The sequence below is a fragment of the Mesorhizobium sp. P2_H9 genome (assembly GCF_056403215.1).
In genome coordinates, this window is the sequence record NZ_JBFUFX010000010.1 from 63277 (window position 1) to 82138 (window position 18862).

Here is an 18862-nt window from a genome sequence, read left to right on the forward strand (position 1 = left end):
TTTCATCCTGGAACACCGATAGACATTTTCAGAAAGTTACTGCCATGAAGGCATTCGTTGTCGACAAATACAACAAGAAGGGCGTTCTGCGGCTGGCCGAGATGCCGGAGCCGGAGCTCGGGAACAAGGATGTCCTGGTCGAGGTCCATGCCGCAGGCGTGAACCTTCTGGACTCCAAGCTCAAGACCGGCGAGTTCAAGCTAATCCTGCCCTATCGCCGGCCCTTCATCCTGGGCCACGACGTGGCTGGGACGGTCGTCAGGGTGGGCTCAAAGGTCCGCAAATTCAAACCCGGCGACGATGTCTATGCGCGGCCGCGCGACGGCCGGATCGGGACATTTGCTGAGTTCATCGCAATCGATGAGGCCGACGTGGCCCTGAAGCCCAAAAACCTCAGCATGGAAGAAGCGGCTTCCATTCCCCTTGTCGGCCTGACTGCATGGCAGGTGCTGATCGAGAGGGCAGGCTTGAAGAAGGGCCAAAAGGTCTTCATCCAGGCTGGCTCCGGCGGCTTCGGGACATTCGCCATCCAGCTGGCAAAGCATCTCGGCGCGAAGGTTGCGACGACCGCAAGCGCGGCGAGCACCGATCTGGTCAAGGGACTCGGCGCCGATGTCGTCGTCGACTACAGGAAAGACGACTTCGAGAAGATCCTGTCCGGCTACGACGTCGTGGTGAACAGCCAGGACGCCAGGACGCTTGAGAAATCCCTGACTGTGCTCAAACCGGGCGGCAAGCTGATCTCCATTTCCGGTCCGCCGGATCCCGAATTTGCCAGGAAGCAGGGGCTGAACGTGGTGCTGAGGCTGGTGCTGCGCCTGCTGAGCCGCGGTATCCGGGCCAAAGCCAGGCGCCGGGGCGTCGGGTATTCGTTCCTGTTCATGTGGGCGCAAGGTGACCAACTGGGCAACATCACGTCCCTCATCGAATCCGGAGCGATCCGCCCGGTTGTCGACAGGGTCTTTCCCTTTGAAGCGACCAACGAGGCTCTGGCCTACGTCGAGACAGGACGCGCCAAGGGCAAGGTCGTCATCAAGGTCAAATAGCGCACGCCTTCCCTTTCCGCTGGCAGCACGTCACGAAGCCGACGCGGCGACCTTGGGGCGTCCGAACTCGACGTCCCAGCTGCGCTCCTGGGGTGCAGCTTCGCCGCTGAGCCCGAGTTTGGGGAACAGCAGTTCGGCGACGTTGAACGCCTCTTCCAGGTGCGGGTAGGCGGACGCGATGATCGTTTCGATGCCGATCTCCTGATACTCGCGAATGCGCGCGGCAACATTGTCGGGGTTGCCGACCAGCGCGGTTCCGGCGCCGCCGCGCACCAGCCCAGGTCCCGCCCACAGGTTCGGGCCGACAACCAATTTGTCGCGCCGGCCCTGGTGCAGCGCCGACATGCGCTTCTGCCCAACGGATTCAGAGATGTGGACAAACCCCTTCTGCGCTTCGGCGATCAGGTCGTCGGTGACGTGGCTGATCAGCCGGTCAGCGGCGGCCCAGGCCTCGTCCTCCGTTTCGCGTACGATCAGATGAATGCGAAGGCCGAAGCGGATCGTGCGGCCTTGCGCTGCCGCTGCCTGTCTGACGCGGTCGATCTTTTCGGCAAGTTGGTCCACCGGTTCGCCCCAGCTCAGATAGGCGTCCACATGCTTGGCGGCGATCGCAATGCCGGCGTCGGAAGAGCCGCCGAACCAAAGTGGCGGGTGGGGTTTCTGGACCGGCGGGAAGGAGATGTCGGTGCCGTGCGCGGACAGGTACTTGCCCTCGAAATCGGCCGGCTCACCCGAAAGGATCCGCCGCCATATGGTCAGGAACTCGTCAGTCTGCGCGTAGCGCTCGTCATGGCTGAGCTTGTTGCCGTCGCCTGCGAGGTCGGCAGGATCGGCACCGGTGACGACGTTGAGCAGGACGCGGCCGCCGGAGATGCGGTCCAGTGTGGCCGCATGACGCGCAAACAGCGCCGGTGTTCCGCTGCCCGGCCGAAGTGCGACGAGGAACTTCAGCCGCTCGGTCAGCGGGATCAACCCGGCCGCCACGATCCAGGCGTCCTCGCAGCTCGTTCCGGTGGGCAAGAGCACGCCTTTGAAGCCAAGTCGGTCGGCCGCCTGGGCGATCTCCTTGAGATATCCGAAGCTTGCCGGGCGGTGCCGCTGGTCAGTGCCGAGATACGGCCCGTCGCCATGAGTCGGCAGGTACCAGTAGAGGTCGAGTGGCTTGCTGGACATAGGATTGTTCTTTCAGCGATGAGGGGCGGCAAGCGTCAGAGCTTGCCCTTCCAGGGGATGAGGCGATGCTCCAGCCAGCGCATGCCGCTGGTGAAGGCGAAGGCCAGCACAGCGATGACGATGAGGCCGACGAAGACGACGTCGGTGGCGAGGAAATTGGCGGCCGACATGATCATGTAGCCAAGGCCTGACTGGGCTGCGATCAGCTCGGCGGCGACCAGCGTCGACAAGCCGGCGCCGATGGCAATCTTCAGGCCGGTCAGGATTTCCGGCAATGCCGACGGCAGGATGATGCTGGTGAACAGTTGCAGGCGGCTGGCGCCAAGCGAAAGTGCTGCGTTGATCCGTTCAGCGGGCACGGACCGGACACCGGCCTGTGCGGCAAAGCAGATCGGGGCGAAGGTCGACAGCGACAGCAGCACGATCTTGGAGGTCTCGCCGATGCCCAGCCAGATGATCAGCAGCGGCAGGTAGGCCAGCGGCGGCAAGCCCCAGTAGAGGTCGATCGGAACGCTGAAGATGCCCTTGACCCAGCGGTTGAGCCCCATCAGCAGGCCGAGCGGAATGCCCAGGAAAATGCCGACGCCGAGCGCCGCGGCGATGCGGCCAAGGCTGGCCAGCGTGTGCTCGAGGAGCGTCCCGTTGGCATAACCGTCGACCCAGACAGCGCTGAACTGGGTCAGCACCTCGGCCGGTGACGGCAGGAACAGCGGCGACGCCCATTCGAAATGTGCGGCGAGGAACCACAAGGCAATCAGCGACGCCAGCGTGACCAGGCTGATGCCGAGCGTGCTTGTCGATGCGGACCGGCGCGGCTGAGCGGACAGTCTGCGCCGGGTCGTTGAAGGCCGAAATGAAGTCGGGGAGCTGGCGGCAAGCGTCATTGCAAGTTTCCTGTTCGGGGCAAGGTTCCTGTACGGGCGGCTTCCGGCTGGTGGATGAGCGAGCGGATTTCCTGCCGCAGTTCGATGAAACGAGGGTGGGACTGGATCGGCCCGATGTCGCCACTCTCGGCGAACTCGCGAACGAAGTTGGCGTCGAACCGGGCAACGATGCGACCGGGCCTCGGCGACATCACGACGATGGTGGTGCCGAGCGTCAGGGCTTCCTCGATGGAATGGGTGATGAACAGGATCTGCTTGCCGGTCTTGGCCCAGACCGAGGCCAGAAGCTGCTGCATCGTCTCGCGCGTCAGGCTGTCGAGGGCGCCGAACGGCTCGTCCATCAGCAGGATCTTCGGATCGGTGGCCAGCGCTCGAGCGATGCCGACGCGCTGGCGCATGCCGCCGGACAGTTCATAGGGCGGCTTTTCGGCGAAATCGGCGAGCCCGACCAGTTCCAGCAGACGCCTTGACCGCTCATGGCGCTCGCTGCGCCGCACGCCCCGGTATTTCAGGCCGAGAGCGACATTGTCCAGCACATTGGCCCAGGGCAGCAAGGTGTCCTTCTGGAAGACGACGCCACGATCGCCGCCGGGCGCGACGATCTGTTTTCCGTCCAGCGTGATCGTGCCTTCGGTGAGCGGCAGGAAGCCGGCGATCGCGTTGAGCAATGTCGACTTGCCGCACCCGGAAGCTCCAACCGCGACAACGATGGAATCAGGAGCGATGTCGAGCGAGACGTGATCAAGCGCGTGCACGTACTGACCGTCCGAGGCGGGGAAGGTGACGCTGGTATCGCGGATTCGAAGCATGGTAGCCTCCAAGCAGTCTGGCTGGCGGGAATTCCGCCAGCCAGAACCTGAATGTTGTCAGGGGATTTCTAGTTCGAAGCCTTGGCAGCGTCGGCATATTCCGGGTCGGCGGCTGCGGCGTAGCTGTCCTTGATGGCGGTGATCTTCTTCTGGTCCTTCAGGAAGCCTGCGGTGTCCTTGAGGATTTTCGCAACGGCGCCCTTCTCACCACCGCCCAGCCATTTGTCGGACACCTGCTCGTCGAGCGGCGGAACCACCGTCGTCTTCAACTGCTCCGAATTTTCGGCCGCCGTGCCGCCCTGCAGGCCGGCGATCAGCTTGGCGTTCTCGGACTCCGGTCCCCACGCGGCCGGGTTGCTCAGATAGGCCGTGTTGTAGCCGTCGATCAGCCGGACATACTGCCCGAGGAAGTCAGGATTGGCCTTGGCGAAATCGCCGGTCACCACCAGTGCGCCGAAGGTCGGCGCGCCACGATCGGCGACCTGGCCGGCGGTGAGCAGGACCTTGCCATCCTTCTTGAGTTCGGAGAGTGCCGGATCCCAGACGAAGGCCCCATCGATGTCGCCGCGCTTCCAGGCGGCGACGATTTCGGGCTGCGGAATGGCGATGACCTGGGTTTCCTTCTCCGAAATGCCTTCCTGCTTGAGGACGGCGAGAAGCTGGTAGTGGTCGGTCGATACCGGTGCTGCGGCAAGCTTCTTGCCGCGCAGGTCGGCCGGCGACTTGATATCGGGCCGCACCACGAGGGCTTCGCCGTCACGGGAGACCGAGGAGATGTAGAACGCCTTCACGTCGAGGCCTCTGCTGACGGCAGCGGCGAACGGGCTCGATCCGACGTCGCCGATCTGGACGTCGCCGGATGCTATTGCCGCGAAAATGTCGGCGCCGGAATTGAAGCGGCGGAATTCGATATCCCAGCCGGTCTTCTTGGCAAGATCGCCATTGGCGATGCCGAGATTGTAGGGGTTGGCGCCGGTCTGATAGGCGATGACGACTTTCTTATCGGCGGCAAGGGCTGCGGCGGAAGTGGCCGCCAAAGTAAGCCCGACAAGGGCAGCGGAAATCAGGTTTCTCATGGCATTTAATCCTTTTGAACTGAGGGCAAATCCCTCGATTGCCCGCTCGGGCCAAGAGCGTCGGATTAAAGTCCACTTAACTTATAGACTTAGATAGAAATGGAATTCTGAAAATCAGCTCGCGCTTAAAAAAGAATTCGGATTGGACGGCAGGCTGCCACTCCAGGATTGTTGCCCACGCAAAATGCTTGCGGGTCTTATGTCTGGAAAAAGCGCCCGCAAAGGGCAATCATAGACGGCTTCGACGGACGGTTCCCGACGTCCATCTCCCTTTGTCGCTTTGGTCGCGCACTGGCGCTCCGGCCATCGCTTCTCACGGAGTGAGAGGATTTCCTTGCAGGAGGTGTAGCGAAGAGGCCGAAGCACTTTGCAACGGCAAGGACGGAAGGTTGGAGAATATATGATCCCAATGAAGTTGAGCCACTTTCGTAAGCCTATCCGGCACGGAATCCTTCAATCGGTCTTCGAACCCAGGAAAAGCCTCGACCTGCAGATAAACATCGTTCTCCGCGAGCAGCCGCCGCATTCCAGCAAGTACCCGCGCCTCACTTCCTTCCACGTCGATTTTGACGAACAGGATCGCGTCTTTGACATCCAACAGTTCGTCAAGGGCGACTGCCTGGACGAGCTCGGAGTCTTCGCTGGATTCCTGTATCAGAGCGGAGCCGCGATTGCCGTCTGCAATCGACGTGCTGCGCTGCAATCTCGCAGTGCCCGGTGAGTCCAGAACGGCCGCCTTGATACGCTTGATGTCGTAGCTGGCTCCGTTGAGAAACATCTGCGCTTCCAACTGCGCGAAGTTGTTTGCGTCCGGCTCGAAGCAAAGTATCTCGTCAAACACTCCCAGGCGCCACATCTTGAGGCTGTACAGGCCCCAATATGCGCCGACATCGATAAACAGTTTGCGTCGCGGGTTGTCTTTGAGGGCTCGTGCCGCGTCGATCATCAGGCCGATTTGTGTGGACTCCCAAGCCCCATGGTCCAACATCTCCCTGTCGACCAGCGAGGAAGGGTCGAGCAGCAGCCGAAGATCGCCCCGTTGCACAACGGAGGCCCCGTCGCGCCGATATTGTTCGGACACGATCCCTCCAAGACGTCGCGCCTCTTGCTCCGCAGCGCGAAGGTCGCGACGAAGTCGTCTCACATGAGGGATGCGTTCGAGTGCCCATTTTGCAAAGGCGGGGGTCCTCATCGTCGGTTGCCAATTTCCATTCGGAAAGCTTACAGGCGACGCAGATTGCGTGGCAAATGATATCCGCCAGCGCTGCAATCAGGCCCCACCGGTGGCGCAACGCAGACAATTCTAAAACCGGTCTTCCGACGATCTAACCGGGGCTCTGTCTCAGTTGTTGCGGGCCGCCACGAATTTTGCCGCAGCTTTGAGCAGAACCGCCTGTTCGCCATAGGGTTCGAGCAGCGCATGGGCCTGGTCGACGAGGCCGTGGAGCTGCTGACGCGCCCATTTGGCGCCATGCAACGCGACCAGCGTTGCCTTGCCGGCGGCGGCATCCTTGCCGGTGGCCTTGCCCATCTGGCTGATGTCAGCCGTCAGGTCGAGCAGGTCGTCGGCAAGCTGAAAGGCAAGGCCGATCGCCGAGCCGAATTCGGCCAGCCGGTCGCGGTCTTCGCGTGGCGCGCCGGCGATGATGGCGCCCGCCTCGCAGGCAAAACGGATCAGCGCGCCGGTCTTCATGGCCTGCAGCCGGATGATGCCGGCCTCGTCGGGCCTGATACGCTCGGCTTCGAGGTCGAGCATCTGGCCGCCGACCATGCTGCCGGCGCCGGCGGCACGCGCCAGCGCCAGCACCAGCGCTGCCCGGCGCTCCGCCGGCAGTGCCGTCGCCTCGTCGGCAAGGATGTCGAAGGCAAGCGTCAGCAAGGCGTCGCCGGCAAGGATGGCGGTGGCCTCGTCGAAAGCCTTGTGCACGGTCGGCTGGCCGCGGCGCAGATCGTCATCGTCCATGGACGGCAGATCGTCATGGATCAGCGAGTAGCAATGCACGCATTCGAGTGCTGCCGCCACGCGAAGTGCCGCCTCGCCATCGGCGGCAAACAAGGCGGCACTTTCCATGACCAGGAAGGGGCGCAGGCGCTTACCGCCGTTCAGCACACCGTGGCGCATCGCCGCCATCAGGCGTTCCGGGCGAGCGATCTCGCCGGAAAGCGTGCGTGCGTCGAGAAGCCGCCGCAGCAGCGCCTCCAGCGCGCCTGCGCGCGCGCCAAGCAGCGTTTCGAAGGCGATTTGGTCGTCTTTCGTCATAGCCGGGAGCGGTAGCCGACACTCAGACGTTGCGCAAGAAGCCAAGCGCCATTATGCCGGAGCAGGGGTGTAGCACGGGTTGAGCGGCTTGGCGGAACCGATCGTCGATCAAGAAATCGAAGGGCTGGACATGGCGGCGAGACCGAAAGGCGGCAACCGCATCGGTCTCAAACGCTGGGTCCGGCGCGGCATTGTCGTGGCTGCTGTGCTGGCGCTGATCCCGACGGTGCTGACCTTCCTCTACATGCCGTCCTTCGTGCATCCGGTGTCGACATTGATGCTGAAGGATCTGGCGACGTTTTCCGGCTACGACCGACGCTGGGTTTCGATCGACGATGTGGCGCCAGTGCTGGCCAATTCGGTGATCATGTCGGAGGACGGGCAGTTCTGTTTCCATCGCGGCGTTGATTTTGGCGAGTTGCGCGGCGTCGTCGACGACGCGCTGGCCGGCGAGATGACGCGCGGCGCGTCGACCATCACTATGCAGACGGTGAAGAACCTCTATCTGTGGTCGCGGCCGCTTGGCTCTGTGCGCAAGGTGGTCGAACTGCCGCTGGCGGTCTATTTCGATGCGGTGCTGTCGAAACGGCGGATCATGGAAATCTATCTCAACATCGCCGAATGGGGACCGGGCATCTATGGCATCGAGGCCGCCGCCCAGCATCATTTCGGTGTCTCGGCAAAACAGCTGACACGGCGCCAGGCGGCACTGCTGGCCGTCAGTCTGCCCAACCCGATCACCCGCAACCCGGCCAAGCCTGGACCAGGGCTGAGACGGCTGGCGGCGCTGATCGAGCGGCGCGCCGGAAGGTCCGGCGCCTATGTCGGCTGTCTTCACTAGTCTGCCGGCTTCAAAAAAATTCGGCGCAGTGCTGGCCAAAACCACATCAGGCGTGTATAGGCACCCGACTTCTTCAGATTTCGGCCCTGACACGGCCCTTTCACGAGGGCGGGCGGGGCTTTTTGACCATGTAGTGGAGCATATCCATGGCCGTTCCGAAACGCAAAACCTCTCCGTCCAAGCGCGGCATGCGCCGCTCGGCCGACGCCCTCAAGGCCCCGACCTATGTCGAGGACAAGAATTCCGGCGAAATGCGCCGTCCCCACCATATCGACCTGAAGACCGGCATGTATCGCGGTCGCCAGGTGTTGACGCCCAAGGAAAGCTGAGACCAGCTTTCTCGAAGGTTTGAGTTCTAAAGGACCGGCCAGTGGCCGGTCTTTTTGCGTTTAAAGCGCTGATCGCTGAGCTGAATGGGGCGTGAGCGTGCGGCCAGCTCTACGGATGTAGGCCGGGCTCAGCTGACACCGTTGTTTCGCGCGGTTTCTTTCCGTGTTTGCGGTTGCCGACGAAAATTCTTGACGGCGGGCGCCGGGCGCATACTACAGAAGGCAGTCCAACCCGGAGCCGCCTGATGTTCGGTGCCATTCCGCTGCTGATCGTGCCTTTCGTGCTCTACAATCTCGGGCTTCTGGGAATATTCGGCAGCGGCGACGATCCGTGGGCGAGCGAAATCTTCTCGTTCAAGATGATGTCGGGCGGTGTGTTCTCGATGACGCTCGGCGACCTGATGGTGCTGATCGGGCTGGTCTTCCTGTTCCTCGAAATGGTGAAGTCGGTGCGCACCACAAACGCCTCGATCATGGACCATCTTTTGTCGACGCTGGTCTTCGTCGCCTTCCTGGTCGAGTTCCTGCTGGTGAAGGGCGCGGCGCACTCCGTCTTCTTCACGCTGATGCTCATCGCGCTGTTCGATGTGCTTGCCGGCTTCTCCGTCTCGATGCGGTCAGCCAGCAGGGATATCAATCTCAATTAGGCTGCATTGATATTCAGGTGATGCCGGCCTGCGAAGGGCGGCTTCCTGCGCTTCCGGTACTCACGTACCCAAATGTACGCTCCGTTCCGGTTCTCGGAATCCACCCTTCTCGACTCGGCCTGACCTGAATCTCAACGCACCCTCGCCCCCAATGCTGAAGCCTCAGCCGGGATCTGCGGTGAAACCGGCGGCCTCGATGCCGGCGATGGCGGCGGCCTCGTCATTGTCCGAGGTGTCGCCGGAAATGCCGACAGCGCCGATGACGGTACCCGCCTTGTCGCGGATCAGCACACCGCCGACGACCGGCAGCACGCGTCCGCCCGACACGTCGGAGATGCCCGCGACCAGATGCGGGCGTTCCTTGGCGAAAGCCTCGACGCGGCGCGAGCCCATGCCGATGGCGAGCGCGCCATAGGCTTTGCCGGCCGACATTTGCGGGCGCAGGAACGAGGCGCCGTCCTGGCGCTGGAAGGCAACCAGATGGGCGCCGGCGTCGAGCACCGAGACGCCCAACGGCTTGAACTTCAATTCTGCACCCTTGGCAAAGGCGGCATCGATGATTTGCTTGGCTTTGTCGAGCGTCAGGGCGGTCATGGCAGTCTCCTGTTGGAACACGTGATTCATTGACCGGGAGCGGGAGGAATGAAATCCCGGTTACGGTTGAAATTGCTTCGCGTGAAGAGGCGTAGTGGAAGGCGTCTGGATCACGCCCTTGGCAGGCACCGTCCTGATATGGCGTCGCCGCCCTGTCGCTTCCAGAACTGCTGCAGGAGACCGGGGTTTTCTAGGCGGTTTTTTTCTTGGCGCGCGCCGGCTTCTTGACCGGGGCCGCAGGCGCATTGGCGAGGTCTTCGGCTTCCTTGGCGAGACGGAGCGCCCTGAGCTTATTGGTCTTGGCCTGGCGGGCATCGCTCTCGGCGACATATTCCGCCATCGCCTTCTGGCGGACCGTAGCTGCTTCTTCCTGCTTCTTGAAACGCGAATCGGCCCGCGCGCGGGCAGTGTCCTTAGAGTTCTCAACCAAGTGCGTTTTCCAATCCCGTAAATTATGATTTTCAGGCACTTGATAGCAGAGCCGGCCTGCAAATAGCAAAATAAGTTGGTCAGGAGCCCGGGTGGCGCCCGGCCGCCTGTGCCTTGCGGGCGACCACGGCCTCGTATGCAGCCTGCAAGGTGGCGCGGACGGTAGGGCTGGCCGACGCCTTGGCAGGTGTCCCCAGATGGTCGTGGCGCAACTCATCCATAAACCGCTCCCAGAGTGGCGGACCGCCTTGTTCCAGAAGCTCGGCGCGGATCGAAAGCTCCTCGCTCACCGGCAGCCAGACACGACCCCAGGCGCCGAGATGCGCCAGGATCGGCACCAGCGTTATCGCCATTTCAGTCAGGCTGTAGATTGCCTTCTGCTTGTGGCTGGGATCGTCGGCCTTGGTCAGCATGCCCAATTCCATCAGCCGCTTCAGCCGGTCGGCGAGGATGTTGGAGGCGATGCCTTCCATCGAGCCGTTGAGCAGTTCGCGAAAATGGCGTTTCCCGCCGAAAATCATGTCGCGAAGGATGATCAGACTCCAGCGGTCGCCAAACACCTCCAGCGACAGATTGATCGGGCATCCGGACCGGTGATCGAGGCTCATGCGACTCTCCAGAAAAAACCGGTTGCATTATCGTATCAGTTTCATTATCGTGCAACCGATTGCAAAATGCAATCAGTTTAAATGATGGAGAGGAGATTCCCATGGCCAAGGCTCAAGCACCCGAAATCAAGTCGCAGACGTTTGGCGATCCCAAGGATCCGGCGCTGCTGCTGATCATGGGCGCCATGGCTTCGATGCTGTGGTGGCCGGAGGCGCTTTGCCGGAAGCTCGCCGGCGAAGGTCGTTTCGTGATCCGCTATGACAACCGCGACACCGGCCTGTCGACCAAATATGCGCCGGGCGCCTACACATTCGACGACATGGCCGACGATGCTATTCGTGTTCTCGACACCCATGGGATCCGTAGGGCGCATGTGGTCGGCATGTCGATGGGCGGCAGGATCGCGCAGATTGTGGCGTTGAAACACCCGTCGCGTGTCCTCTCGCTGACGGTGATCAGCAGTTCGCCGGTAGGGATCGACACGTCGCATCTGCCCGGGACGACCGAGGCCTATATGAAGCACTCGGCCGCAGGCGCAGAAGTCGACTGGTCGAACCGCGACCAGGTGGTCGGCTTCGTCGTCAAGGACGCGCAGGCGATCGCCAGCACCGTGCATCCCTTCGACGAGGCGGAGACGCGGGTGTTCGTCGAGCAGGATTACGACCGGTCCGGCGGCTTTTTGAGCGCGACCAATCATTTCATGCTGAATGGCGGCGAGGACTGGAAAGGGCGCCTGCACGAGATCAAGGCCCCGCTCCTCGTCCTCCACGGGACGTCAGATCCGATCTTTCCGGTCGAGCACGGCGCAGCCCTTGCTGAAGCCGTGCCCGGCGGACGGCTTGTCCGCATCAAGGGTGGTGGCCACGAGCTGCACCCCCAGGACTGGGCGACATTCGTCGCCGCCATCGTCGCCCACACTCAACCCAAATAAGTGCCCGAGCCGGACCTTGACACCAAACGGTCCCGGCAATAGTTAAGTAAATGCTTCAGTGTTATTCCGCCAGATCTGCAACCACGAAAAGACGAGCAAGACCATGTCCCTGACGATGCATCTCCATCCGCTGGCGTCCTTCTGCTGGAAGCCGCTGATCGCGCTTTACGAGAACGGCACGCCGTTTGCCGCCGTGATCGTCGATCTCGGCGATGAGCAATCACGCGCGGCCTTCCTGAGGATATCGCCGACCGGCAAGATGCCGGCACTGCGCGACGATGCGCGCGACCGCACGATGCTGGAATCGACCATCGTCATCGAATATCTGGCCGCGCACTATCCCGGTCCTGTCGACCTCGTTCCCGCCGACATCGACCTGGCGCTGGCGGTCCGCCAGGCCGATCGCTTTTACGATTTCTACGTGCAGGCGCCGATGCAGAAGATCGTCGCCGACAGGCTGCGGCCGCAGGACAAGACCGACCCGTTCGGGGTCGAGGAGGCGCGCGCGCAATTGCGCAAGGCCTACGCCATCATCGAGCAGGAGATGCAATCAAGGACCTGGGCGACCGGCGAGAGCTTCACCATGGCCGATTGCGCCGCGGCACCGGCATTGTTCTACGCCAACAAGGTCGAGCCGCTGGGTGACAAATACCCGGCTGTGAAGCGCTATCACGACCGGTTGCTGCAGCGCCCATCGGTCGCCCGCGTCATCGAGGAAGCGCAGCCCTACTTCAAATTATTTCCCTACAACAACGGTTGAGGCGAACGCCGATGCTGCACGATCCCGCCCAGCTCGACCTGATGTTCCAAGCGCTTGCCGACCCGGCGCGGCGCAGCATGGTCGAGCGGCTGTCGCGTGGCCCGGCCTCGGTCAGCCAGCTGGCAGAGCCATTGGCAATGTCGCTGTCGGCGGTCGTCCAGCACCTTAATGTGCTCGAGGCCAGCGGCCTCGTGCGCACGGAAAAACTCGGCCGGGTGCGCACCTGCCAGATCGAGCCGAAGGCGCTGCGGAGTGCCGAGCACTGGATCAACGAACGGCGCCTGACCTGGGAGCGCCGACTCGACCGGCTGGGCGAGTTCCTGGCGCAGGCCAAAGACGAAAGCTGAAGGAGACCATGATGACCGTCGTCCATTCCACCATTGTGCTCGAACGCGTCTACGATGCCCCACCAGCCCGCGTGTTCGCCGCTTGGTCCGACCCGGCCGCCTTGCTGCGCTGGGGCTCGCCCGGTGAGGGTTGGACAAGCAGCTTCGACCGTTTCGAATTCGAGGTGGGTGGCACGCAGATCTGCCGTTTCGGTCCAAGGGGTCGCGACAGCTACGTCAATGAAACGCGCTATCTCGATATCGTGCATGGCCAACGGATCGTCTCAGCGGGCGACATGACCCTTGGCGACAAGCGCCTGTTCGTCGGCCTGCTCACGGTCGAGGTCGCAACGGAAGGAAAGGCTTGCCGGTTGGTCATGACCGAGCAAGGCGCCTTTCTCGATGGCCATGATCTGCCTGAAAACCATCAGGCGGGATGGCAACAGATGCTCGACAATCTGGGCGCGGAGCTGTTGCGCGTGACCGCCCTGGGCTGAACCGGAAATCTCCTCAAATTGGAAAAAAGATGAAGCTCTATTGTGGCATTGGCCCGAATTCGTATCGCGTTCGCATTTTCATGGCCGAGAAGGGCATCGGCATCGAGCGTGTCGATGTCGATCTGACAAAGGGCGAGCATAAAGCCCCCTCCTTCCTTGAGCTCAATTCGCTCGGCCAGATTCCTGTTCTTGGGCTCGACGACGGCACGGTGATCACCGAAAGCGTTGCGATCTGCCGGTATCTTGAGGCACTTCATCCGACGCCTGCGCTGTTTGGTCCGGATGCCGTCAGCCAAGGCCGCATCGAGATGTGGAACCGGCGCGCCGAGATCGAACTCTTCGGAACCATAGGCAACATAGCGCTGCACTCAGATCCGATGTTCGCCGATCGTGTGGTTCAGTTTCCGGCCTTTGCCGACGCGCAGCGTGGTTCCGTCCTGGCCAAATGGGCATGGCTAGACCGTGAGATCGCGGACGGCCGCTTGTTTCTCGCTGGAGAACAATTCTCCGTTGCCGACATCACGGCTGCGGTGGCGGCATGGCTTGGAGATTTCTTCGAAGCCCCGATCCCAGAGTTGCTCGGCAATGTGCATCGCTGGCGCGAGCGCGTGCGCAGGCGCCCGAGTTGGAATGCTTAGCGTCAAATCCCGTCACAGGGAACTATCGAGGAGTCCAGCATGACCGAACGATCCGTCGTCCATTCCACCTTCGTCATCGAACGCTTCTATCCGGCAGCGCCATCGAAGGTCTATTTCGCGCTCAGCAATCCGACCGCCAAGCGGGCATGGTTCGCCGATCCTGACAGTCCGAACCCCAGCAGGCACGAGATGGACTTCCGCGTCGGCGGCAAGGAAATCAATGCCGGCGGGCCAAAGGACGGGCCGATCTATGTCTACAACGCCGTCTACCAGGACATCGTGCCGAATGAGCGCATCGTCTACAGCTACGATATGCTGTTCGGCGAGGTTCGGATCTCGGTGTCGCTGGCAACGATCGAACTTCGCCCGGAAGGCAAGGGCACGCGGCTGGTCTTGACCGAGCAAGGCGTCTTTCTCGACGGTCATGACAAGTCGGCCACCCGCGAACATGGCACAGGCGTGCTGCTCGATATGCTGGGCGCAGCGCTGGCCGCCGAGGGCTGAGAGGCGAGCGCCTTAGCTACCCGGCGTTCCGAGCTGCTCGGCTTCCCAGAACTGGTCGAGCCAGATGTTGAGTTTGAGGAAGCCGGCATTGCTGACCGTATAGACGCGGCGTGTGCCTTCGGCCTTGGCGTTGACCAGCCCGGCCTCGAGCAGCACCTTCAGATGTTGCGAAACGGCCGGGCGAGATACGGGCAGCCCGGCGGCCAGCTCATTGACGGTCTTCGGCCCGCGCCGGAGCTCTTCGAGAAGATGGCGCCGATTGGGATCGGCAATCGCCAGGAAGGCGTCGGAAAAGATCATGCCTCATTTGTGAGGCAAAGTTTTCCGAATCTCAACCATTGGTTTCATCTTTTCTGCGCGGGTCGAGCCGCAATGCCTCCGGCGTGACCGAGCGATCGGCCGGTTGCGTCTTGAACGCATCGCGGTTTTCGATCGGCACCGGAGCGCGGCGGCTGATGCGCAGCAGCGTGTAGCCGGCCAGGCTGAGATGGGCGAGCGCGGTCGCCAGGAACAGGCCTTCGGGACGCATACAGCCCATCAGGGCAGCGGCCAGCAGCGGACCGATCATGGTGCCGAAGCCATAGAGCAGCAGCAGGCCGCCCGACACCTTGACGAAATCCTCGGCGCGGGCGTGGTCGTTGGCATGCGCCACGGCAATCGAATAGAGCGTGTAGGCGAAGGCGCCATAGCAGCCAGTGAAGACCAGGACGAAGACCGCCGAGCGCGGTTCGAACAGGAAGATGGCCAGCGCAAACAGCGCCGAACCGAAGGCTGCTCCCGCCAGCACGAAGCGGCGATCGGTCTTGTCGGAAAGACGTCCGGCCGGAAGCTGCATGGCCGCACCCGCGACGACCACCAGGCTCATCATCAGCGCAATCTCGGGGGTGGAAATGCCGATGCGGGCGCCATAGACGGCGCCCAGCGTGCCCCAGGCACCATTGGCAATACCGATCAACAGGCAGGCGATCGCCGATACCGGCGAATTCTTATAAAGGCCTTTGACGTCGAGTGAGACGTCCTGCAGCGGCTTGGGGTGCGAAGCCGTCGAAACGGCGGTCGGGATCAACGACAGGCAAAACAGGATGCCGGTGATCATGAACAGCGAGGCGGACTTCACGTCGCCGCCGGCGACGATCATCTGGCCGCCCATGATCGAGGCGTAGGTGACCATCATGTAAAGGCCGAAGACGGTGCCGCGGTTCTCGTTGGTGGCCTTCTCGTTCAGCCAGCTTTCGATGACCATGAAGGCGCCGGCCATGGTGAAACCGGTGAAGGCGCGCAGCAGGATCCAGAAATATTCGTCGATGATCAGGCCGGTGAGCAGCGCGACAATGGCACCCGACGCGGCAAAGGCGCCAAAAGCCCTGACATGGCCGGCGCGGCGCACGATGCGCGGCGCAAAGAAGCAGCCGGTGACGAAGCCGCCGGCCCAGGCCGTGCCCATCAGGCCGAGCGATGCCGTCGAGAAGCCTTCGAGCTGGCCGCGCAACGGCAACAACAGGCCGTGCAGCCCCGATGCCGCCAGCAGGAAAGCGGTGCCGCGCAGCAGCGAAAGGATCGGTCGGTAGGTTGCAAACATTTTTGGATCCGGCTGGGGTTACGGGGCAGGTCTGAAGACAGTCGTATTCGGGCTTTTCGGCGGCGCTTGCGCCAGCTCTCGGGAATTATCCGCGGCGAAACAGTGCTTCAGCGGCCGACTTGGTGGTGTCCTTGCTCTTGAGTTCAGCTTCCAGCCGGGCAATCTCGTCACGCAGGATGCCGATCCGCTCGGACAGTTCGCTAAGCGAAAGCAACGACAGATCCTGCCCGATCTCGTGCGGTCGTGCCTTCTTTTTGGGTTCGTCGTCGAAGATCGCCATCGTCGCTCCTCCCTGATTTGGCCATTTGCCTGATTTGGCAATGAGCATACATAGGGCAAGGGCGTGGATGCAAACAGCCGGCCACAAGCAGGCGAAGCAAGACGGGAAATTTCATGGCGAGCGGACAGAGAATTCCGGCCAGGATGACGGCCATCGCGATCACGGAGCCCGGCGGGCCACGTGTGCTGAAGCCGGAGACGCGCGACGTGCCGATGCCGGGTCCGGGCGAAATCCTGATTCGGGTGCGTGCGGCCGGCGTCAATCGGCCGGATGTGCAGCAACGCAAGGGCGCCTATCCGCCACCGCCCGGCGCATCGGATCTGCCGGGCCTTGAGGCATCGGGCGAGGTGGCTGCGCTTGGCGACGAGATATCGCGCTGGCGTGTCGGCGACCGGGTCTGCGCGCTGACGCCCGGCGGTGGCTACGCCGAGTATGTCAAGGTTCCCGCCGGCAGCGTGCTGCCGCTGCCCGCCGGTTTCACCCACACCGAAGCGGCGGCGGTGCCGGAAAACTACTTCACCGTCTGGCACAATGTGTTCGAGCGCGGCGGCCTGAAAAAGGGCGAGACATTGCTCGTCCATGGCGGCTCATCCGGCATTGGCACCACGGCGATCCAGCTTGCCTCGGCATTTGGCGCCTATGTCATCACCACCGCCGGCAACGAGGACAAATGCGATGCCTGCCTGAAGATCGGCGCCGACCGGGCGATCAATTACCGCGAGGAGGATTTCGTCGCCGCGGTCAAGGAGGCCACCGGCGGCAAGGGCGCCAATGTCATCCTGGACATGGTCGGCGGCGACTATGTGGCGCGCAATTACGAGGCCGCCGCGATCGAAGGCCGCATCGTCCAGATCGCCGTGCAAGGCGGGGCGGTGGCGAGCGCCGATTTCTCGAAGATCATGGTCAAGCGGCTGACCCATACCGGCTCGACGCTGCGGCCGCGCACCGTCGAGTTCAAGGCGGCACTGGCCGCCGCGCTGGAAGCCCAGGTGTGGCCATTGCTCGGCACGCGCAGGATAGCGCCAGTCATGGACATGATCTTTCCGCTCAGCGAAGCCTGGCGGGCGCATGAGCGGATGGAGGACGGCGATCATATCGGCAAGATCGTGCTCGACGTCGGCTAGGCCGTATCGGTATTGAGGTGAGGCAGGCCTGCAAATGGCGGCTTCCTGCGCTTCCGGCCTTCGCCGGCCGAAGCACCAATGATTGGTCGTGGCAGTTAAGGCTACGGCCGGCGTAGGCCGGTGCTCACGTACCAAAAGTACGCTCCGCTCCGGTTCTCGGCAGCCACCCAGTTTGGTCGCTTCGCGCCCGTCTTCGACTCCGACTCGGCCTGACCTGAATCTCGACGCGCCCTGGCGTGCGGTCGCCCAGACAAGCTGAAGAAAGGCTTAATGCTGCAATGCACAATTGCATTGCGGCCATGCAAAAGCGTCTGTTCAATTCGTGGGCAGCGATGCCTATCTAAGCGTCATCGAAACGAATTGATCCAACAAATGGAGGACTACCATGAACCCGATCCGCGCTTACCGTAACTGGCGTATGTACAATGAAACCGTGCGCGAGCTGAACAAGCTCAACGCCCGTCAGCTCAACGATCTCGGCATCAACCGCGCCGACATCGAGGCAATCGCCCGCAAGGCGATCTGATTTCGAGCCTGGTCCGGTTCGAAAACCGGACCATGCTTTAGAAGCCAGAGCCGCAGCAGACGCTTTGCCGTCGCCGGTTCCGAACCCGCTGGACCCTGTCCGGCGGGTTTTGTCTTTTCAGCTGTTGGGTTCATGGCTTTGGCCGGTCCCGGATTGTGCTGACGCCGCCTTTGCCGCGCGCCCTCCCAAAACCGTTGCGATTTGACCTGAGAGCGGTTATACAGACCGCGAATTTCCCATTTTGGTGGCTCTAAACCACCGCCCGCGCGGGAACGCGGGCGAACGAGAAGGATTTTTGCAATGGCCAATACGCTGCTGATGCCCAAGGCGACCGCCGTCTGGCTGGTCGACAACACCGCGCTGTCCTTCGAGCAGATCGCGCAGTTCTGCGGGCTGCATCCGCTCGAGGTCAAGGCAATCGCCGACGGCGAATCGGCGCAAGGCATCAAGGGCATGGATCCGATCATGACCGGCCAGCTGAGCCGCGATGAGATCGCGCGCGCCGAGAAGGACCCGAATCAGCGCCTGAAGCTGTCGGATCCCAAGGTGCGAGTGCCGGAATCCAAGCGCAAGGGTCCGCGCTACACGCCGCTGTCGAAGCGCCAGGACCGGCCCAACGCCATCCTCTGGCTGGTGCGCAACCACCCCGAACTGAAAGACGCGCAGATCTCGCGCCTGGTCGGCACCACCAAATCGACGATCGATCAGATCCGCGACCGGAAGCACTGGAATTCGGCCAATCTGCAGCCGATGGACCCGGTGACGCTGGGTCTCGCCTCGCAGATCGACCTCGACATGGAAGTCAACCGCGCCTCGCGTGGCCGCGAGCAGCCGCAGCCGGTTGGCGACACGCTGCTGCCGGCGGCCTTGACCGAACGGCTGGTGCCGGCGCCCGAGAAGCCGAAGGACGAGGACGCCGAACTCGACGCCAATGCCGTCTTCGCCAAGCTTTCGGCGCTGAAGTCGAAGAACCCGGATCCGGACGAGGAAGAGTAGGAAG

The 18862-nt window shown here is 62.5% G+C and carries 25 protein-coding genes; 13 read left to right on the top strand and 12 right to left on the bottom strand.

What is annotated here, in order from left to right:
- Nucleotides 1-44: 44 nt before the first annotated feature.
- Entirely contained in the window at nt 45-1046 is a 1002-nt protein-coding gene (locus tag AC1DXN_RS19890) for an NADP-dependent oxidoreductase (RefSeq protein ID WP_477270755.1), read from the top strand.
- Between the two features lie 30 nt (nt 1047-1076).
- On the opposite strand, the gene ssuD is transcribed toward AC1DXN_RS19890, so the two are convergent.
- The 6 genes from ssuD to AC1DXN_RS19920 all read right to left on the bottom strand — a co-directional run bounded on the left by ssuD (nt 1077) and on the right by AC1DXN_RS19920 (nt 7248).
- A complete protein-coding gene (gene ssuD, locus AC1DXN_RS19895; RefSeq protein ID WP_477270757.1) occupies nt 1077-2219 on the bottom strand; it encodes an FMNH2-dependent alkanesulfonate monooxygenase in 1143 nt (380 codons plus the stop codon).
- A gap of 35 nt (nt 2220-2254) precedes the next feature.
- The gene (locus AC1DXN_RS19900) at nt 2255-3103 is read right to left on the bottom strand and encodes an ABC transporter permease subunit (protein WP_477270759.1); all 849 of its coding nucleotides are present in this window, start codon (nt 3101-3103) and stop codon (nt 2255-2257) included.
- The gene (locus tag AC1DXN_RS19905; RefSeq protein ID WP_477270761.1) at nt 3100-3912 is read right to left on the bottom strand and encodes a taurine ABC transporter ATP-binding protein; all 813 of its coding nucleotides are present in this window, start codon (nt 3910-3912) and stop codon (nt 3100-3102) included. Before AC1DXN_RS19905 ends, AC1DXN_RS19900 begins: the two co-directional genes overlap by 4 nt.
- Before the next feature lie 68 nt (nt 3913-3980).
- On the bottom strand, nt 3981-4988 hold the full coding sequence (gene tauA / locus AC1DXN_RS19910; protein ID WP_477421631.1) for a taurine ABC transporter substrate-binding protein: 1008 nt from the start codon (nt 4986-4988) through the stop codon (nt 3981-3983).
- A gap of 313 nt (nt 4989-5301) precedes the next feature.
- Nucleotides 5302-6069: an FkbM family methyltransferase gene (locus AC1DXN_RS19915; protein WP_477246262.1), complete on the bottom strand. Its 768-nt coding sequence runs from the start codon at nt 6067-6069 to the stop codon at nt 5302-5304.
- A 261-nt stretch (nt 6070-6330) separates the two neighbouring features.
- Nucleotides 6331-7248 (bottom strand): polyprenyl synthetase family protein, encoded by a 918-nt coding sequence (locus AC1DXN_RS19920; RefSeq protein ID WP_477270765.1) that lies wholly within the window; start codon nt 7246-7248, stop codon nt 6331-6333.
- Between the two features lie 79 nt (nt 7249-7327).
- On the opposite strand from AC1DXN_RS19920, the gene AC1DXN_RS19925 reads away from it, so the two are divergent.
- The 3 genes from AC1DXN_RS19925 (at nt 7328) to AC1DXN_RS19935 (ending at nt 9065) form a co-directional block, all read left to right on the top strand.
- Nucleotides 7328-8089 (top strand): biosynthetic peptidoglycan transglycosylase, encoded by a 762-nt coding sequence (locus tag AC1DXN_RS19925; protein WP_477246265.1) that lies wholly within the window; start codon nt 7328-7330, stop codon nt 8087-8089.
- Nucleotides 8090-8235: 146 nt separating this feature from the next.
- Complete coding sequence (gene rpmF, locus AC1DXN_RS19930; protein WP_008834724.1) at nt 8236-8418, top strand: 50S ribosomal protein L32; 183 nt, start codon at nt 8236-8238, stop codon at nt 8416-8418.
- 245 nt (nt 8419-8663) lie between these two features.
- Nucleotides 8664-9065, top strand: coding sequence for a hypothetical protein (locus tag AC1DXN_RS19935; RefSeq protein WP_477246266.1), 402 nt, complete (start codon nt 8664-8666; stop codon nt 9063-9065).
- A 162-nt stretch (nt 9066-9227) separates the two neighbouring features.
- On the opposite strand, the gene AC1DXN_RS19940 is transcribed toward AC1DXN_RS19935, so the two are convergent.
- The 3 genes from AC1DXN_RS19940 to AC1DXN_RS19950 all read right to left on the bottom strand — a co-directional run bounded on the left by AC1DXN_RS19940 (nt 9228) and on the right by AC1DXN_RS19950 (nt 10696).
- Nucleotides 9228-9659 carry a GlcG/HbpS family heme-binding protein gene (locus tag AC1DXN_RS19940; protein ID WP_477270767.1) on the bottom strand — a complete coding sequence of 144 codons (432 nt, stop codon included), beginning with the start codon at nt 9657-9659 and terminating at the stop codon, nt 9228-9230.
- 190 nt (nt 9660-9849) lie between these two features.
- On the bottom strand, nt 9850-10089 hold the full coding sequence (locus tag AC1DXN_RS19945; protein ID WP_477270769.1) for a hypothetical protein: 240 nt from the start codon (nt 10087-10089) through the stop codon (nt 9850-9852).
- 79 nt (nt 10090-10168) lie between these two features.
- Nucleotides 10169-10696 carry a winged helix-turn-helix transcriptional regulator gene (locus AC1DXN_RS19950; protein WP_477270771.1) on the bottom strand — a complete coding sequence of 176 codons (528 nt, stop codon included), beginning with the start codon at nt 10694-10696 and terminating at the stop codon, nt 10169-10171.
- A 101-nt stretch (nt 10697-10797) separates the two neighbouring features.
- Here AC1DXN_RS19950 and AC1DXN_RS19955 point away from each other — a divergent pair, with 101 nt between their 5' ends.
- The 6 genes from AC1DXN_RS19955 (at nt 10798) to AC1DXN_RS19980 (ending at nt 14353) form a co-directional block, all read left to right on the top strand.
- On the top strand, nt 10798-11628 hold the full coding sequence (locus tag AC1DXN_RS19955) for an alpha/beta fold hydrolase (RefSeq protein ID WP_477270773.1): 831 nt from the start codon (nt 10798-10800) through the stop codon (nt 11626-11628).
- A 103-nt stretch (nt 11629-11731) separates the two neighbouring features.
- Complete coding sequence (locus AC1DXN_RS19960) at nt 11732-12388, top strand: glutathione S-transferase family protein (RefSeq protein ID WP_477270775.1); 657 nt, start codon at nt 11732-11734, stop codon at nt 12386-12388.
- A gap of 11 nt (nt 12389-12399) precedes the next feature.
- On the top strand, nt 12400-12735 hold the full coding sequence (locus AC1DXN_RS19965; protein ID WP_477270776.1) for an ArsR/SmtB family transcription factor: 336 nt from the start codon (nt 12400-12402) through the stop codon (nt 12733-12735).
- An 8-nt stretch (nt 12736-12743) separates the two neighbouring features.
- Nucleotides 12744-13211, top strand: coding sequence for an SRPBCC family protein (locus AC1DXN_RS19970; RefSeq protein WP_477421633.1), 468 nt, complete (start codon nt 12744-12746; stop codon nt 13209-13211).
- 29 nt (nt 13212-13240) lie between these two features.
- Complete coding sequence (locus AC1DXN_RS19975) at nt 13241-13849, top strand: glutathione S-transferase family protein (protein WP_477271479.1); 609 nt, start codon at nt 13241-13243, stop codon at nt 13847-13849.
- Nucleotides 13850-13888: 39 nt separating this feature from the next.
- Nucleotides 13889-14353: an SRPBCC family protein gene (locus AC1DXN_RS19980; RefSeq protein WP_477270780.1), complete on the top strand. Its 465-nt coding sequence runs from the start codon at nt 13889-13891 to the stop codon at nt 14351-14353.
- 12 nt (nt 14354-14365) lie between these two features.
- On the opposite strand, the gene AC1DXN_RS19985 is transcribed toward AC1DXN_RS19980, so the two are convergent.
- The 3 genes from AC1DXN_RS19985 to AC1DXN_RS19995 all read right to left on the bottom strand — a co-directional run bounded on the left by AC1DXN_RS19985 (nt 14366) and on the right by AC1DXN_RS19995 (nt 16212).
- Nucleotides 14366-14653, bottom strand: a complete 288-nt coding sequence (locus AC1DXN_RS19985; protein ID WP_477270782.1) for an ArsR/SmtB family transcription factor — start codon at nt 14651-14653, stop codon at nt 14366-14368.
- Between the two features lie 31 nt (nt 14654-14684).
- The gene (locus AC1DXN_RS19990; RefSeq protein ID WP_477270784.1) at nt 14685-15932 is read right to left on the bottom strand and encodes an MFS transporter; all 1248 of its coding nucleotides are present in this window, start codon (nt 15930-15932) and stop codon (nt 14685-14687) included.
- Between the two features lie 85 nt (nt 15933-16017).
- A complete protein-coding gene (locus tag AC1DXN_RS19995; RefSeq protein ID WP_477246286.1) occupies nt 16018-16212 on the bottom strand; it encodes a DUF1192 family protein in 195 nt (64 codons plus the stop codon).
- Between the two features lie 113 nt (nt 16213-16325).
- Between AC1DXN_RS19995 and AC1DXN_RS20000 the strand changes: the two genes are divergently transcribed.
- The 3 genes from AC1DXN_RS20000 (at nt 16326) to AC1DXN_RS20010 (ending at nt 18858) form a co-directional block, all read left to right on the top strand.
- Nucleotides 16326-17336: an NAD(P)H-quinone oxidoreductase gene (locus tag AC1DXN_RS20000; RefSeq protein ID WP_477270786.1), complete on the top strand. Its 1011-nt coding sequence runs from the start codon at nt 16326-16328 to the stop codon at nt 17334-17336.
- A gap of 385 nt (nt 17337-17721) precedes the next feature.
- On the top strand, nt 17722-17862 hold the full coding sequence (locus tag AC1DXN_RS20005) for a DUF1127 domain-containing protein (RefSeq protein ID WP_477246290.1): 141 nt from the start codon (nt 17722-17724) through the stop codon (nt 17860-17862).
- Between the two features lie 300 nt (nt 17863-18162).
- Entirely contained in the window at nt 18163-18858 is a 696-nt protein-coding gene (locus tag AC1DXN_RS20010; RefSeq protein ID WP_477246292.1) for a DUF1013 domain-containing protein, read from the top strand.
- Nucleotides 18859-18862: the final 4 nt, after the last annotated feature.